The following is a 16,192-nucleotide window of genomic DNA, read 5'->3' as shown; positions in this document are numbered from 1 at the left end:
ATGAACCATCATCTCGCGTTACCCAACGATATCCCAGAGATTACATCACCTGCCGCTCAAACGGATCTATTTTGTTGTAGTCGGTCATAAGTAATATACTCAATGTTAGAAGCTATTTTATTTATCAGCTTTTTTGCTGGTAATTTCTTTTTCCAACGACACCAATCGAAATTCCAGTTCACGTCTGGCTTCGCCTTCTTCTTTTAGCGCCTCAATGAGCAGAGCGACTACACCATTGATATTAATTCCACGTGCATCTTTCAGAAAGCTGCCGTCATTTAGTTTCAGTTCTGTCGTAGTCACGGACTGAGGTAAGATACTTTCTACTTCCTGTGCAATTACCCCGGCTTCCGGAACGCCTTGTTTCAAGTAGGTATAGCCGCTGATTTTTTCTAGCTTATCCAGTGCACCATCAATCTTTACGATGTCCGTTTTCATACGGGCATCTGAGCTACTGTGCCAGGCGCCGTTGGTGTAGGCATTACCTTTGTCCCGGAACTCATACCAGCCATCGCCTCCACCATTGGCAACACGAAGCCCCATCAGATGGTGTTGACCAATTCGTTCGTAATGGCAAAGTTCTGCAAATAGGCTCCCTTGCCCTTGAAGACGTAATCCGTAGGTGGTTCGGTCTGCATTGTTATTTACATTCTTATTGCCCTTGGCGACGATCCATCCATCGGGATCACTTTTTTCCAATCGCCCAGCTGACAGTTCGCTATTGGCTCTTACATGAATTTCATTCCAACGCCCCGATAAGTCACGGTAGGAAAGTAACCCGGTATCTTCTTTTCCAGGAATGACACGCGAACCCATCATCATGGTGGTGGTCACATTGCCGGTGTTGAAATTCGTATATACAGCTGGTGCGCCATATGTCTGTCCACTGATTAAGGGGGTAGGACCGGTATTCACTGCGCCAATACCAGCGTTATGAGATACCATTGCGCCACCCGATACATCGACGCCGTTAGACAGAGACACCCTACCGGTAGAGAGATTAAAAGCGAAAGGACGCAGAGTGTTCCACTGCCCGTCCTGAGCCTGACTGCTTGGTGTAGTTAGCACATAAAAAGCTTGCCCGTCATTACGCAGCATCACTCCAGTATTGCCGTTTGCCAGGCGGAAACCATTTGCCGATTTGGTCACGATCTCACCGTCACTGATGACGCGTTTACGGAGTGTGGTCAGTGATTTCAGTTCAGTAATGTCGTCATTAACACCGCCAAGCACTTGAGCATTTTTCTTTTCTTCAGCCATGATTACTTCCTCTTTAACAAGCCTGTATTCTGATGGCTAACAGCACTACTTAGCCCCCCTAACGGGTGGACAAGTATCGGAGTTCTTGTACTGTCGAACCAGGAAACATACAGCGATAAACTGTATGCATGACCAGTATTTTACGTTGATAAGCAGGAAGTGCCGATTGTCATTGGTTGTGTGGTGGCTGATACAAAATAGGGGGGTATTAGCCGATTAGGCAGAGACAGTTAAACGGGCGCAGCATGCGGCGCCCTTCAAATTGAGCAACATGGTGATTCTCACCAACTCCAACCAATCTGTGATCCATCGCACCGTTTTGCCCCTGCGGTTGGACATCTCTCCCCAGCTCAGTCTTTATCTACTTCCTTGGCTAGATTGATTTTTTCCTCTGAGGAATTTCCGATGCACAAATCCTTCAGTTATACGCTACTGGCTTCTTCGCTGTTATTTTCCCTGAATGCGCTGGCTCAACCGGCTGGCGATCTGCCGCTGATGCCCTGGCCGCAGCAGGTTGAGTTAGCTCAGCCGCAAGGCAAGCTGGTGCTGGATTACCGCTTATCGTTCAACGTTCAGGGGGACGATTTGAGCGAAGCGCAGGCTCGCTGGCGCGATCGCCTGGAACGCCAAACCGGTTGGACGTTGGCCCCACAGGGCGAGAAAAACCAAGCGGCAACGATCAACATCATCATCAAACATCAGGTTGCAGCCCAGCCGCTACCGGACAGCGATGAAAGCTACCAGCTCAAGGTCACGCCGCAGAGTGCCACGCTGACGGCCAACACACGCTTCGGTGCATTACGCGGTATGGAAACACTGCTGCAACTGGTGCAGACCGATGGCGAAAACACCTTTATGCCGTTGGTGAACATTACCGACGTTCCGCGTTTTCCTTGGCGAGGCGTGCTGCTGGATTCGGCGCGCCATTTCCTGCCGGTGGAGGATATTCTGCGGCAGCTTGATGGGATGGCGGCGGCCAAACTCAACGTATTCCACTGGCATCTGACCGACGATCAGGGTTGGCGCTTTGCTTCCGAACACTATCCAAAGCTACAGCAACTGGCCAGTGACGGTCATTTCTACACCCGTGAACAGATGAAGCAGGTCGTTGCCTACGCCACGGCGCGGGGTATCCGCGTGGTGCCAGAAATCGATCTGCCGGGTCATGCTTCTACCATTGCCGTGGCGTATCCAGAGCTGCTTAGTGCGCCGGGGCCGTATCAAATGGAACGCCATTGGGGGGTCCACAAGCCGACGCTCGATCCTTCGAACGACAAGGTTTATCAGTTTGTCGACAGCATCATTGGCGAACTGGTGGCGATCTTCCCCGATCCTTATCTGCATATCGGTGGCGATGAGGTGGATGCCACCCAGTGGAAAGCGTCAAAAACCATCCAGGCGTTTATGCAGCAGAACCAGCTGGCGGATGCCCATGCGTTGCAGGCTTTCTTCAACCAGAAGCTGGAAAAAATCCTCGAACAACATCAGCGCCGTATGGTGGGTTGGGATGAGATTTACCATCCTACCTTGCCGCGCACCATCGTGATCCAATCCTGGCGTGGGCCAGATTCTTTGGGGGCCAGTGCACAGGACGGCTACCAAGGCATTCTTTCCACCGGTTTCTATCTCGATCAGCCGCACAGCACCGCCTATCACTATCGCAATGAAATTTTGCCGCAACCACTGGGGGTAGATACCAACGTGCAGGCGGGGGAGCAGGCGCAGAGCTGGCAATTCAGCATGCCGCGTTTCAAGGGGAGCCCGGTAGAAGGCACCTTCACGCTGATCGAAGGCAAGCAAGGATGGCGTGGTTTTATCGATTTCAAAGACAAATCGCGGCGTGCAGTGCGGGACATCGAATGGCGCACTCCAGAACAGGTGACCTTCCGCATTGATACCTGGATGGGTGACACGCGCCCGGTATTTACTCTGCAGCAGGATCAACTGAGCGGTTACACGTTGGTGGGCAACGTGCGCTATCCAACCAGCGGCAGTAAATTGGCTGCGATCCCGCCGGGTGTGATGCCAGTGGTACCGGATGAACAGCATCAGGCCAATATTCTGGGGGGCGAAGCTGCCTTCTGGGCGGAAAACATTCGCGCACCGGTGCTCGATCTCAAGCTGTGGCCAAGAACCTTTGCCGTGGCGGAGCGTATGTGGTCGGCCAAGGATGTGACCAACGAGGACAATATGTACCAACGCCTGGCTGCGATAGATGCCTGGTCGGTGGTGTCTGTTGGCCTGCAACAGCACGTTGAAACGGCGCGTGAGTTTACCCGTTTGGCTAACAGCGTAGATATCACCCCATTGCAGATTTTGGCCGAAGCGGTGGAGCCGGGGCAGTATTACACCCGTCAGCACCTCAAGTTCAAGGCAGGTAATTACCATCAATTTGAGCCACTTAACCGCTTTGCTGATGCCATTCCCCCGGAAAGTGCGGCGGTACGCGATCTCGATCAGCAAGTGGCGTTGCTGCTCAAAGACAAGAACCATCGGGCGGCGGCGGAGGCGATCCGTGAACGGCTACAACGCTGGCAACGTAACGGTGCACCGGTGAAGCAGGTGATAGCCGGTAACGTGGTGATGAAGGATTTGGCTCCGGTGGCGCAGGATGTCAGCGCGTTGGCGGATTTGGGCTTGATGCTGCTGGAACGCTATCAGCAAGGAAAGCCCTTGAATAAAGCCGAGGCAGAACAGGCCCAGCAACAGCTGGACGCGGCAGCACAGATCAGGGATGAAGTCGTGATTGCGGCGGTGTACCCGCTGGAAATGCTGTTGCGCGCGGTGGCGGTGCAGTAACTGGGCAGGGATGGCGCGGTTAAGACTGCGCCAACCAACTATCCCAGATGGGCACTGGCTGTAGTTGCTCCAGCAGGAAATCGATAAAGGCACGCACCTTGGGGTTGCTGTAGCGGCTGGGAAAATACAGGGCATACAGGCCGTGGGTCGGGTGAGTCAGTTTATCGTCCAGCGCCAGCGGAACCAGGGCACCTTGCTCAATCAAATCGCCCAACAGATAAGTGGGCAGATAGGCAATGCCTTGGTTTTCCAGCACCGATTTCAACAGTACCAGGCTGCTGTTGGCCTGGATCGGGGTACGTGTCTTCAAGTGGTGGGCGACGCCCTGTTCATCAAGGGTTTTCCATACCGGGGTCAAGCCAGGATAAATCAGGCACTGATGATGGGTTAAATCCTGAATGGAATGCGGCGTACCGTAATTCTCGAGATATTTCGGGCTGGCGCAATAGGCCCAATTAACCGTGGCTAATTTACGCATTGCATAATTAATAGGCGGCTCCGAAGAAATGCGCAATGCGATATCAAAGTTAGTTTCATTAAGGTTAACAAAGTTGTCGTTAAGGTTAATATATAAATCAACATCGGGGCAACGCTCACGAAAATGATTCGCCAACGTTGCCAAATGGGAATAACCAAAAGCCATAGAGCAGGTTATCCGTAATTCACCATTGGGGTGATTATAGTAACCGGCGGTGGTGTTGAGCGATTCATTAAAGTCCAGCAATAGTTGCGTTGCACGATTGTATAAGTATTGGCCAGGTTCGGTGAGCGTAAAGCTGCGCGTGGTTCTCTTGATTAAGGTGGTGCCCAACTGACTTTCTAGCTGTGACAAGCTCTTGCTGACCGCCGAGGGTGAGACGTTCAGGTGTGCGGCAGCCTCCGACAGCCCACCACATTCCACAATTTTGACCAGAACTTCCAGTTGCTTTAACGACGCTGGGCTGCTCATTTTTTCCTTTAATTCACGAGTGATTTCATTAAACGGTACGAATGCGCTATTACATCGCTGCGAACAAGATGCCATTATTAATAGCAGAATACGCGGTACCGTACCGGATCACAACTAAACCCCAAGGGGTGACCTGTCTCACACAAGTCACATATTACTGTAGAGAAAAATAAAAAAGTGACTTAAGTCACATGAATAAAAATAAGGAATTGAATATGTGGAAACGTTTAGAACCCTACAAGTCATCATTTATTCTGTTATTTGCCTTAACGCTCGGAGGGATAGTCGGTATTTACGCGCCCGATATTGCGTTGAAATTACAGGCAATCGGTAAGATATTCCTTAACCTGCTGTTTATGATTATCGTGCCGTTGGTCAGTGTCAGCGTCATGTCCTCGATCGCCAGCATGACCGACCTGAAAAAGCTCGGGCGCATCATGGGGGTGATTTTCGCCGTTTCCATTGTGATGGCGCTGATACCTGCGGCCGGTATCGTCGGTTTGGCCACGCTGTTCAACCCCGCGCAGGGGGTCACCATCGAACTGGCGGAGAAGTTTAATGCCGGTGGTGGAGGTATGGACTTTGTCAGCATGGTGACCACCAACGACTTCGTCGGGCTACTGTCGAAATCCAACATCCTGGCGCTGATTATCATGTCCGTGATTGCCGGCATCGCTATCGGCCAGTCGGGTGAGCAGGGCAAGCGGGTGTCCAACTCGCTCAACGATCTCAACACCATCATCATGAAGATTGTGTCGATCATCATGAAGGGGGCACCCGTCGGGCTGGGCTGCTATTTTGCTTCCACCATGGCCAGCCAAGACTCACAGTTGCTGGTCACCTTTGCCAGAGCCATCGGTCTGTTCTTTGCTGCAACGCTTTTGTACTACGTTTTTGGCTCCATTTTTTACTCGTGGATTGGCGGCGGCATGCCTGCGATACGTGCCTTCTGGCGTAACGCCATCGAGCCTTCGGCCACCGCTCTGGGCACCTGTTCCTCTTTGGGCACCTTGCCAGCCAATATCCGCGCTGCCAAAGCGATGGGGATCAATCCGGAAATCGTGGACATCTCCCTGCCACTGCTGGTAAACCTGAATAAGGGCGGCGTGGCGATGATTGCGGCCCTGAAGATCGTGTTTATTTTCGCGGTACTGGGGCTGGATTTCACGATAGAGACATTCTTCCTGACGATGCTGATTTCCGTGCTGTCGGCGATTATCGTGGGTGGCGTCCCCGGCGGGGCTTTCCTGGGTGAGATTTTCATTGTCACCACGCTGGGGCTGCCGTTAGAAACCATCCCGATGCTGGTGGTTCTGGGCACCATAACCGACGCCCCGGCCACGCTGATCAACGTCATACACGATCTCAATGCCGCACAAATTGTTGAGCGCTTTGCGGGCAAAAAGCCGCAGCCGGTCTCTGAAAACGCAGGTATTACGGATATAGCAGAAAAAATCGCGTAAGGGTTGCTGCATAGCCCTACGCACCTGATTAACGATAAAAGCAGGCAAATTGTTATGACATCTAAAAAAATAGAAACCGCCCTGGTCACCGCTGGCCGTAAGCCTCGATTCACCCAAGGATCGGTCAACCCGGTGATCCAACGCGCCTCTTCCTTAACCTTCGATACGGTGAAGGCCAAAAAGTTTGCTACCGCCAACCGTGCCAAAGGGGAGTTATTCTACGGGCGTCGCGGCACCCTGACGCATTTCTCATTCCAGGACGCGATGGCCGAGCTGGAAGGCGGGGTAGGCTGCTCGCTTTACCCTTGTGGGGCGGCAGCTGTCACCAATGCTATCCTGGCGTTTGTTGCCAGTGGCGACCATATCCTGATGACCGGAGCCGCCTATGAGCCGACGCAGGATTTCTGCAACAAGATCCTGAGCAAGCTGGGCGTGGCAACCACCTATTATGACCCGCTGATCGGTGCCGGGATCGCCGAGCTGATCCAGCCCAATACCAAAGTGCTGTTCCTTGAATCTCCAAGCTCTATCACCATGGAAGTCCAGGACGTACCGGCAATGGTGAAGGCGGCCCGGGCGGTGAACCCAGATATCGTCATCATGATTGATAACACCTGGGCGGCGGGCATTCTGTTCAAGGCGCTGGATTATGACGTGGATATCTCTATTCAGGCCGGAACCAAATATATCATCGGCCATTCAGACGCGATGCTGGGTACCGCCGTGTCGAACGCCCGTTGCTGGGACCAACTGCGAGAGAACTCCTACCTGATGGGGCAAATGGCCGACGCGGATACCGCCTATAACGGCAGCCGTGGCCTGAGAACGCTGGGTGTCCGCCTCAAGCAACATGAGATCAGCAGCATCGCCATTGCCGAATGGTTGGCGGCGCGGCCAGAGGTGGAGCGGGTCAACCACCCGGCACTGCCTTCTTGCAAAGGGCATGAGTTCTTCCAGAGAGATTTCAGCGGTAGCTGCGGGTTATTCTCTTTTGTGCTGAAAGCCCGGTTGACGAACGAGCAGGTTGCCCACTATCTGGACCATTTTGAACACTTCAGCATGGCCTATTCGTGGGGGGGGTTTGAATCGCTGATCCTGGCCAACCAGCCGGAAGAACTGAACGAAATTCGTCCGGCGGCCAAGGTGGACTTTACCGGCACGTTAGTGCGCGTTCATATTGGTTTTGAGAATATTGACGACCTGATTGCCGATTTGGAAGCGGGATTTGCGCGTCTGAAGTGACCCCTCACCCTAACCCTCTCCCACAGGGAGAGGGGACCTACCGTGCCACAAATTGGACTTTGTGCCCGACGATAGCGACAGCTCTCAACGAGCCACAATTTGACTCCCGCACTCGACTACAACACCGATCTGGCTCCCTTACCTTGGGAAGAGGACGGAACATGTCACAGATTGACTCCTACACCTGACAACAGCACTGAACTGGCTCCCTCTCCTTGGGGAGAGGGTTGGGGTGAGGGAGAATGCACCTTGGTCAAGCTAGAACATTTGGCGAGTTGGTAGAACCCATCTAACCCGTGGCTTTGAACGAGAGTGATTTTGCGGATGAATGTTTCAGATTGATGATGATGAAAAAACAAACGGCCAGCAAAGGCTGGCCGCATTCGATCGCACCGGGTTGCCGATTAACGGCGAACGGCGATGGCTTCGATCTCGATTTTTACGTCTTTTGGCAAACGTGCCACTTCAACGCAAGAACGCGCTGGGAACGAGGCGTTGTGCTCGGTGAAGAATGCTTCGTAGGCCGCGTTAACGGTAGCGAAATCGTTGAGATCTTTGACGAAAACGGTGGTTTTAACGATGTCGCCCACTTTCAGGCCTGCGGCTTCCACGATCGCCTTCACGTTGGCCAATGACTGGCGAGCCTGAGCGGCAACGTCATCGGGTACGGCACCGGTTTTTGGATCGACCGGGATCTGGCCGGAGGTGATGATCATGCTGCCCAGGTCAACGCCCTGCACGTAAGGACCAATGGCGGCTGGCGCGAGTTCAGTGCTGATATTACGTGACATTTTTTCTCCTGATATCCTGTTGTTGTTCAAACGGCGAGTCGGCCCGCCGTAAACTCACATGGACGCAGCATGCAGCGCCCCTACGACGCACCATTATAAAGGGTACCCGCCAGATTAACAGCGGCATACCCTGGTAAAACGGAGGATTTTAGTCGGTCTGTAGAACCACCTGATGATCGAACTCTTTCTCGCAGTAACGGCACTTGAGGTGCACTTCCCCTGCATGGGATTTGACGCTGAAACTGGAGGCCACCGGTTCGCTGCGGCTGATGCAGTTGCTGTTCGGGCAGGTCAGCACGCCGTCGATATGATCCGGCAGGCTGAGCGTCAGCTTGCGGACTACTTCATAGTTATCGATACGGTTGACCGTAGCCTTGGGCGCGTACATCGCCAGCTGGTTGGCCTGCTGCTCGGTCAGGAAGGTGTTCTCGATCTTGATCAAATCCTTGCGGCCCAGCTCTTTAGAGGGCAGGTTCAGGCCGATGGTGATGCGCTGATCGGTGGCGGTCAGTTTGAACAGCGAGAGCAGCTTAAAGCCGATTTGCGCCGGAATATGGTCGATCACCGTGCCGCACTTGATCGCTTCAACCTGGAGTTTGTTATCGTGAGTCATGACGGTTCCCCCTTAAAGAGCCAAATCTGCGTTTAAAACCAGTGCCAACAGCGCCTGACGGGCGTAAATACCGTTGCCTGCCTGTTGGAAATAGTGGGCATACGGTGTCTTGTCCACCTCAATGGCAATCTCATCAATGCGCGGCAGCGGATGCAGCACCTTCATGTTGTCCCGAGCACCGGCCAAGTCAGAAGCTCGCAGGATGAACTGCGCCTTCACGTTGGCGTATTCGGACGGGTCCAGGCGCTCTTTCTGTACGCGGGTCATATACAGAATATCCAGTTCCGGCACCACTTCTTCAATGCTGTTGTGGCGGCTGTAGGAGATGCCTTTTTCGTCCAGCATCTTCAGGATATAGCTCGGCATCGCCAAAGCGTCTGGCGCGATGAAGAAGAAGTGGTTTCCTTCATATTTTGCCAGCGCCTGGGTGAGTGAGTGCACGGTGCGGCCATATTTCAGGTCACCGACCATGGCGATATTGATATTGCTCAGGCGGCCCTGGGTTTCCTGGATGGTGAACAGATCCAGCAGCGTTTGGGTCGGGTGCTGGTTCGAGCCGTCACCGGCGTTCAACACCGGGATACCGCCAGAGAATTCAGCGGCCAGTCGGGAAGCCCCTTCCTGCGGATGACGCATCACGATGGCATCAACGTAGGTGCTGATCACCGAGATGGTATCGGCCAGCGTTTCGCCCTTTTTGCCGAGGGAGGTGTTGCTGCTGTCGGAGAAGCCGACCACCGAAGCCCCCAGGCGCTGGATCGCGGTCTCAAACGACAGGCGGGTACGCGTAGACGCTTCAAAGAAGCAGCTGGCGATCACCAGGTGTTTGAGCAGCTCCGGCTGCGGGTTAGCTTTCAGGCTGGCGGCGGTGCTGAGCACCAGCTCCAGATCTTCACGGCTGAGATCGTTAATAGAGATGATGTTCTTGCGATACAGCGGATTGGCCATGTTCACTCTCCTCGACTCGGGCCCTTGGCGCGGGGCTTTTCAATGTAATAGCAATGCTTTGGACAAAAAAAAGCCCCTCAACGAGGGGCTTTAAATGATGGTTCATGCAACAGGGGAAATAACGGCAGTTGCCCGCCGATTGGCTGGCGGTTTTGTCGAGTGTGGCGAACAAAACAAAGGTCGTTTTTCATGCTTTCTCCTGGCAAATTGTCGCGCATTATACTCGCGCTTTTTTTCTCTGCAAGGGTAAAAACACCACTTTTTGCGATTTCGCAATCGATTGGCTTGGTGATTACCGCCGCGATCAGAACGCGGTGTCCAACTGTTCGATCACGTTGTACTGGTCGTCGATCAAAAACAGCGTTTTCCATTTATCAAACGTCAGGCACGGATGCGAGGTGGCAAATACCAGAATATCCCCCACCTGAACGTTGCTATCTGCTGGGCAGGTCAGCATGGCGTGTTGGTCCATGATGCCGATAGTGGTTAAGCCCGTGGTGCCGCCTTCCTGCGGTAGACCATTGCGATAATGGGCGATCGGCTGTGGCAGACCGGCATCGAAGGCCGCATCACGCTTGCCAAAGTTTACGATGAGACGGCCCGGCTCCGGCACGGACTGCACCAGCGCCACCAGCTCCAAGGCAGAGGTTAACTCACCGGCCAAATCGCAGGCATAGCTATCGCGCGCCAGCACGGCGTTTTGCGCTTCCTGATAGATACCTTGGTCGTGGGTGATGTAGCAGCCAGGCCTGATCACCACCCGGCAGTTGTCCGGCAGGCTTTCGCTGCCCCAGATGTTGCACACTACGTCGTACCAGGAGGAGCCAGCTCCGGTCAGGATCATCTCTTCCTCGCCAAAACGTTGCTGCTGGTGTAATTCACGCAACAAACCGGCGGCTTCACGCAGGAACAGTTCGATCTTCTGTTGGGCATCAGCACCGTGCATCACTCCCTCATACAACTCGATGCCTCTCAGGCATAAGCCCGGCAGCGTAGAGATCTCCTGAGCCAACTGTTGCGCCTGTGCCACGCTGCGGCAACCGCAACGCCCGCCGGGTACGCCCAGCTCCAGCAGAATATCCAGCGTTTGCCCACGGCCACGGAAAAACTCGTCCAGAGCCAGGGCGTTGCTGAGGCTGTCCACGCAGCAATAAAACGTGGTGGCCGAATGCTGTTCCTTGAGTTCGCTGATTAACTGCATGTTGGCTTTGCCCACCAACTGATTGGCCATCAGCACCCGTGGCAAACCGGCTTCCATTGCCACTTTGGCCTGCCAGGCCGATCCGACGCCAATCGCCCAGGCACCGTGCGCCAGCTGGCGTTGGAAAATCCAGGGTGTCATGGTGGTTTTACCGTGAGGGGCCAGGGAAACGCCGCGCGCATCGGCATAGTTTTGCATCCAGGCCATGTTGTTTTCCAGGCTAGAACGTTTGATGGCGCAGGCCGGTAGGCAGACGTCTTCATGCAGCAGGTTGGCGGTACCGTCCGCAGCCTGGAACATCATGGCCGCTTTGTGGCTGATTGCAGCGTTATTTTGGTATTTCATAACATTATCCTTGGCTGTTCTATCTTGTTTTAGATGTTGGTGTCTATATTTAACTATATGATTTAAATATAGTATAAAAATTTATTTAGCTATTTTGGGTACAAAGTATCAGTTTTAGATCTGCTTTTTGTGTAGTCTTCCACTGTTTTAGCAGCTTGTAAATGGCAGAATTTAACCACTATGAGGTTGGGTCATGAGTATTGAGATCGACATCATCTCGCGCATTACCGAACGATTTATCGAATTGAGCGGCACGGAAAAGCGCATTGCCCAGTTCATTCTGGACGACGTCGCGGCGGTAACGGCTCTGCCGATTGCCGAGTTCGCCCGGCAGGCAGAGGTCAGCCAGGCTTCGATCACCCGCTTTGCCAAGGCCGTAGGCTGCAAAGACGTGCGTGACCTGAAGGTGAAGCTGGCCCAGTCACTGGCGGTGGGGCAGCGCTTTATTCACGAAGAACCGGATCTGGAAGGTATCCAGGGCATTTATGAAACCATCATCAATGTGCTGAACATCAACCGCCGGGCCATTGATGAATCGGCGTTGGCCAAAGCTGTCGACTGGTTAAGCGGCGCACGCCAAATCCTGGCGATTGGCATGGGCGGTGGCTCCACCATCTGCGCGGCTGAAGTGCAACACCGTCTGTTCCGCCTGGGGCTGCCGGTGATTGCTCAGAGCGATGGGTTGTTGGTGCGCATGATGGCCGCTGCGGTCAGCAAGAACGACGTGGTGATCGCGTTGTCGCTGGGGGGTTATACCCAGGAAGTGGTGGAGAGTGCGGCGATCGCCCGGCAATACGGTGCCAAAGTGGTCGCGATTGCCCCGCCGGACACGCCGCTGGCCATGCAGGCCGATGTGCTGCTCGGCCTGGTGGTGCGTGAGAATGATTACATTTATAAACCCAGCACCTCGCGCTATGCCATGTTGGCAATGGTGGACGTGCTGGCCACCGAGTTGGCAATGGCGAATAAACGCCAATCCAGGGATCGGCTGCGGCGCATCAAACTGGCGCTAGACAGCCATCGCGGGGGGGCTAATCGGCAACCGTTAGGTGACTAGATGATGTCACCCCTGCGACAACCAGAAGGGCTAAGACGCATGCAGTATCAGTATTTGTTCAAGAATGTCACCGTGGTAGACGGCAGTGGCGGCCCGCAATATCGGGCCGACGTGGCGGTGCAGGGCGATCGCATCGCAGCCATTGCACCCGCGATTAACGCCGAGGCCCAGGTCGTGATCGACGGCACTGGCCGCGTATTGTCGCCAGGGTTTATCGATGTCCACACCCACGATGATACCAACGTGATCCGCATGCCGGAGATGTTGCCCAAAATCTCGCAGGGGGTCACCACGGTGATTGTCGGTAACTGCGGCATCAGTGCGGCGGGGGCGATGATTAACGATCGGGTGCCAGACCCGATGAACCTGCTGGGTGAAAAGGCCCACTTTGTCTACCCGACCGTAGCAGCCTATCGGCAGAAAGTGACCGAGGTTTGCCCTGCGGTAAACGTGGCGACGCTGGTGGGTCACACCATGTTGCGTAATAACCAGATGAGCGATTTGTATCAAGCTGCCAGCCCGCAGGAGATCGACGGCATGCGTGCACAGCTGCGCGTAGCGTTGCAGCAGGGGGCGTTGGGTTTAAGCACCGGTTTGGCCTATGCCACGGCCTTTGCCGCCCCTACCGAAGAGGTGATGGCGCTGGCGGAAGAACTGGCGGCAGAGCAGGGGATCTATACCACCCACCTGCGTTCCGAGTTTGAACCCATTTTAGAAGCGATGGATGAAGCCTTCCGCATCGGCCGCCACGGTAAAGTACCGGTGGTGATTTCCCACCACAAATGCGCCGGTGCCAGCAATTGGGGCCGCACCAAAGAAACGCTGAAGCTGTTTGACCAGGTGCGCCAGAGCCAGGATGTTTCCTGCGACTGTTACCCCTATTCGGCCAGCTCATCGACGCTGGATATGAAACAGATCACCGATGAGTTTGCGATCAATATCACCTGGTCAGAGCCGCATCCGGAAATGGCGGGCAAGTCGCTACAGGAGATTGCCCAACTTTGGCAGACGGATATCCACAGCGCAGGTAAACGTCTGATGCCAGCCGGGGCGATCTACTACAACATGGACGAGCAGGATGTGCGGCGGGTGCTAAGCTACCCGGTCACCATGGTCGGTTCGGATGGTTTGCCCAACGATCCGATGCCGCATCCCCGCCTGTGGGGAGCCTTTCCGCGAGTGTTGGGATATTACTGCCGTGAGCAAGGGCTGTTTCCGCTGACGATGGCGGTGCACAAGATGAGCGGGATGTCGGCGGCCCGTTACCAATTGCCGTTGCGCGGCTTGGTTAAAGCCGGTTATTACGCCGATCTGGTCTTGTTTGATGCGGATAAAGTGAAAGACAGCGCGACGTTCAGCCAGCCGCAGCAGCCCGCCGAGGGGATTGAGGCGGTGTGGGTGAACGGCGTGAAAAGTTATGAGCGGCAGGCCGTAACTGGCCAGCGTGCCGGGCGGTTTATCTGCCGCCAAGGTAAATAGATTGCTATTGATAAGGAGAACACATGACGATTAAACGCTACGGCGCAGCAGGCGCTACCGGCACCGGTGGACAACACCTGCCCTTTTCCCGTGCGGTAGAAGCCGGTGGCTGGTTGTATATTTCCGGCCAGACGCCGATGAAAAACGGTGAAGTGGTTGAAGGCGGCATTGTCGATCAGTCGCGGTTAGCGATCCAAAACTGCCTGGATATCATGGTTGAGGCCGGTTATGAGCTGAAAGACGTGGTTCACGTAAAGGTGATCCTGACCGACGCGCGTTATTTCCAGTCGTTCAATAAAGTGTTCAGCGAATTCTTTGCTGAGCATCCACCAGCACGTATTTGTGCCGTGGCCGATCTGGTGGTGGATTGTAAAGTTGAAGTGGATATTACCTGTTATAACGCTGCACGCATCAACAAATAATAGTCCTTCTAAAAAATAAATATATAGGGTGGTTTAGCCACCCTAATAACAAATGCCTGATATATATCAGGTGACGGAACGCTATTTCTCTAATTTTATTTTACCAGTACCCTACACTGACAGGACGTGAGCGATGAATAATTTATCTTTCCTTATATGGTTTGCCGTCTATGCCCTGGCCATGATTATTCTTGGCTGGTATGTTTCACGCCACCAAAAAAACGGTGATGATTTCCTGCTGGGCGGCCGCTCTTTGCCGATGTTTCTGACGCTGGGTTCAACGGTGGGGACCATGGTTGGTACGGGCTCCAGCGTAGGTGCAGTGGGCTTCGGCTATCTCAACGGTTGGGCCGGGATGCTCTACGGTATTGGCGGGGCGATTGGCATCTTATTGGTTGCTTGGCTGTTTGCACCGGTCAGAAAAATGCGCTTTATGACCATGAGTGAAGAGATCTCTTATTATACCGGCGGCAGTAAAATAGTTAAAAATGTGGTGGCTTTGCTGATATTTGTCGCCTCCATTGGTTGGCTGGGTGCCCATATTTTAGGGGGCGGATTGTATTTGGCTTGGGCCAGCGGGATTGATATTAACGTTGCTAAAGTGATTATTGCCTTGGCCTTCGTGGTTTATGTGGGGATTGGCGGCTATTCTGCCGTGGTATGGATCGATACGGTGCAGTCGATTGTATTATTCCTCGGTTTTATTTTAATGGCCGTGCTGGCGGTGCAACACGTTGGCGGTTGGGAAAATATTAAACAGGCGGTTGACCCTGCGGCACAAAGCCTGTTTGCCATCGATAAGCTGGGTATTTTGCCTGCGTTCTCCCTGGCATTGGTGATCGGCGTGGGCGTGCTGGCCACGCCTTCCTATCGTCAGCGCATCTACTCGGCCAAGACCGTTTCTTCTGTGCGTCAGTCATTTACCATTACCGGCATCCTGTATCTGTTCTTCTCCTTCTTGCCTGCCATCATCGGCATGGCGGTCTGGACGATGAACCTGAATCTGGAAAACAGCGGTTTTGCTTTCCTGTTTGGCACTCAGGTGCTGCCTCACGTTATCGCTATGGCGATCCTGGTGGCAGGGATGTCGGCGAATATGTCGTCTGGCAGCTCAGATGCCATCGCAGGGGTCTCTATTATCCTGCGCGATCTCTATACCTTGTTTACCGGGCGTATGCCGCAAGAGCAGCACGCGATCCGTCTTTCTCGCATCTTCCTGGTGCTGGTGATCGCTTTGGCGTTGGTGTTTGCCCTGACTTCTAACGACATCATTGGCTATATCACCAAGATGATCTCAATGATCATGTCTGGCCTGTTTATCTGCTCGATCCTCGGGCGTTTCTGGCACCGTTTTAACTGGCAAGGCGCGATTGCCGCACTGATCGGCGGAGCGGCCACCTCGATGACGGTGTTGATGAACAGCAGTTGGCTGGCCTTCTGGGGCAACCCTTGCTTCCCATCCGTGATGTTCAGCCTGCTCGCCGCCGTGGTGGTCACGCTGCTGACCCCAGCCAATCAAATGAGCCGCGAGGAAGCGCTGGACATGATCACCCGTGAGCGGGAAAACCGCCCAGCCATCAAGATTCCATTAGGCAAAAAACCGGTGGTCGCCCGCGACTGATG

13 protein-coding genes are annotated in these 16,192 nt (G+C 54.0%); 7 read left to right on the top strand and 6 right to left on the bottom strand.

Annotated features, from left to right (window positions below):
• Positions 1-117 precede the first annotated feature (117 nt).
• Complete coding sequence (locus tag IMQ33_RS16520) at positions 118-1,260, bottom strand: tail fiber domain-containing protein (protein ID WP_196062143.1); 1,143 nt, start codon at positions 1,258-1,260, stop codon at positions 118-120.
• A 405-nt stretch (positions 1,261-1,665) separates the two neighbouring features.
• On the opposite strand from IMQ33_RS16520, the gene IMQ33_RS16515 reads away from it, so the two are divergent.
• On the top strand, positions 1,666-4,059 hold the full coding sequence (locus tag IMQ33_RS16515) for a beta-N-acetylhexosaminidase (RefSeq protein ID WP_196062144.1): 2,394 nt from the start codon (positions 1,666-1,668) through the stop codon (positions 4,057-4,059).
• Between the two features lie 19 nt (positions 4,060-4,078).
• On the opposite strand, the gene IMQ33_RS16510 is transcribed toward IMQ33_RS16515, so the two are convergent.
• Positions 4,079-5,008, bottom strand: a complete 930-nt coding sequence (locus IMQ33_RS16510) for a LysR family transcriptional regulator (RefSeq protein ID WP_161712724.1) — start codon at positions 5,006-5,008, stop codon at positions 4,079-4,081.
• Positions 5,009-5,223: 215 nt separating this feature from the next.
• On the opposite strand from IMQ33_RS16510, the gene IMQ33_RS16505 reads away from it, so the two are divergent.
• Both IMQ33_RS16505 and metC read left to right on the top strand, forming a co-directional pair.
• On the top strand, positions 5,224-6,471 hold the full coding sequence (locus IMQ33_RS16505) for a dicarboxylate/amino acid:cation symporter (protein ID WP_065684301.1): 1,248 nt from the start codon (positions 5,224-5,226) through the stop codon (positions 6,469-6,471).
• A 54-nt stretch (positions 6,472-6,525) separates the two neighbouring features.
• Positions 6,526-7,713 carry a cystathionine beta-lyase gene (gene metC / locus IMQ33_RS16500; protein ID WP_161739900.1) on the top strand — a complete coding sequence of 396 codons (1,188 nt, stop codon included), beginning with the start codon at positions 6,526-6,528 and terminating at the stop codon, positions 7,711-7,713.
• 404 nt (positions 7,714-8,117) lie between these two features.
• Here metC and ridA read toward each other — a convergent pair whose 3' ends face one another.
• The 4 genes from ridA to IMQ33_RS16480 all read right to left on the bottom strand — a co-directional run bounded on the left by ridA (position 8,118) and on the right by IMQ33_RS16480 (position 11,611).
• Complete coding sequence (ridA, locus tag IMQ33_RS16495; protein ID WP_021179099.1) at positions 8,118-8,504, bottom strand: 2-iminobutanoate/2-iminopropanoate deaminase; 387 nt, start codon at positions 8,502-8,504, stop codon at positions 8,118-8,120.
• Between the two features lie 148 nt (positions 8,505-8,652).
• On the bottom strand, positions 8,653-9,117 hold the full coding sequence (pyrI, locus tag IMQ33_RS16490; RefSeq protein WP_021807800.1) for an aspartate carbamoyltransferase regulatory subunit: 465 nt from the start codon (positions 9,115-9,117) through the stop codon (positions 8,653-8,655).
• Between the two features lie 12 nt (positions 9,118-9,129).
• Positions 9,130-10,065, bottom strand: a complete 936-nt coding sequence (gene pyrB, locus IMQ33_RS16485) for an aspartate carbamoyltransferase (protein ID WP_024483414.1) — start codon at positions 10,063-10,065, stop codon at positions 9,130-9,132.
• A gap of 304 nt (positions 10,066-10,369) precedes the next feature.
• Positions 10,370-11,611 carry an amino acid deaminase gene (locus IMQ33_RS16480; protein WP_196062145.1) on the bottom strand — a complete coding sequence of 414 codons (1,242 nt, stop codon included), beginning with the start codon at positions 11,609-11,611 and terminating at the stop codon, positions 10,370-10,372.
• A gap of 193 nt (positions 11,612-11,804) precedes the next feature.
• Between IMQ33_RS16480 and IMQ33_RS16475 the strand changes: the two genes are divergently transcribed.
• From IMQ33_RS16475 to IMQ33_RS16460, 4 genes are all read left to right on the top strand, one after another.
• Positions 11,805-12,668, top strand: a complete 864-nt coding sequence (locus tag IMQ33_RS16475) for a MurR/RpiR family transcriptional regulator (RefSeq protein WP_196062146.1) — start codon at positions 11,805-11,807, stop codon at positions 12,666-12,668.
• Positions 12,669-12,707: 39 nt separating this feature from the next.
• Positions 12,708-14,147 (top strand): amidohydrolase family protein, encoded by a 1,440-nt coding sequence (locus IMQ33_RS16470; RefSeq protein WP_065684306.1) that lies wholly within the window; start codon positions 12,708-12,710, stop codon positions 14,145-14,147.
• Positions 14,148-14,170: 23 nt separating this feature from the next.
• Positions 14,171-14,569: a RidA family protein gene (locus tag IMQ33_RS16465; protein WP_065684307.1), complete on the top strand. Its 399-nt coding sequence runs from the start codon at positions 14,171-14,173 to the stop codon at positions 14,567-14,569.
• Between the two features lie 133 nt (positions 14,570-14,702).
• Positions 14,703-16,190 carry a sodium:solute symporter family protein gene (locus IMQ33_RS16460; RefSeq protein ID WP_196062147.1) on the top strand — a complete coding sequence of 496 codons (1,488 nt, stop codon included), beginning with the start codon at positions 14,703-14,705 and terminating at the stop codon, positions 16,188-16,190.
• Positions 16,191-16,192: the final 2 nt, after the last annotated feature.

This window comes from Serratia sp. Res13-Sevr-LER1-36-b, assembly GCF_015673035.1.
GTDB classification, from domain to species: Bacteria; Pseudomonadota; Gammaproteobacteria; order Enterobacterales; family Enterobacteriaceae; genus Chania; species Chania fonticola_C.
This window is presented reverse-complemented; position numbering and strand designations above follow the sequence as displayed.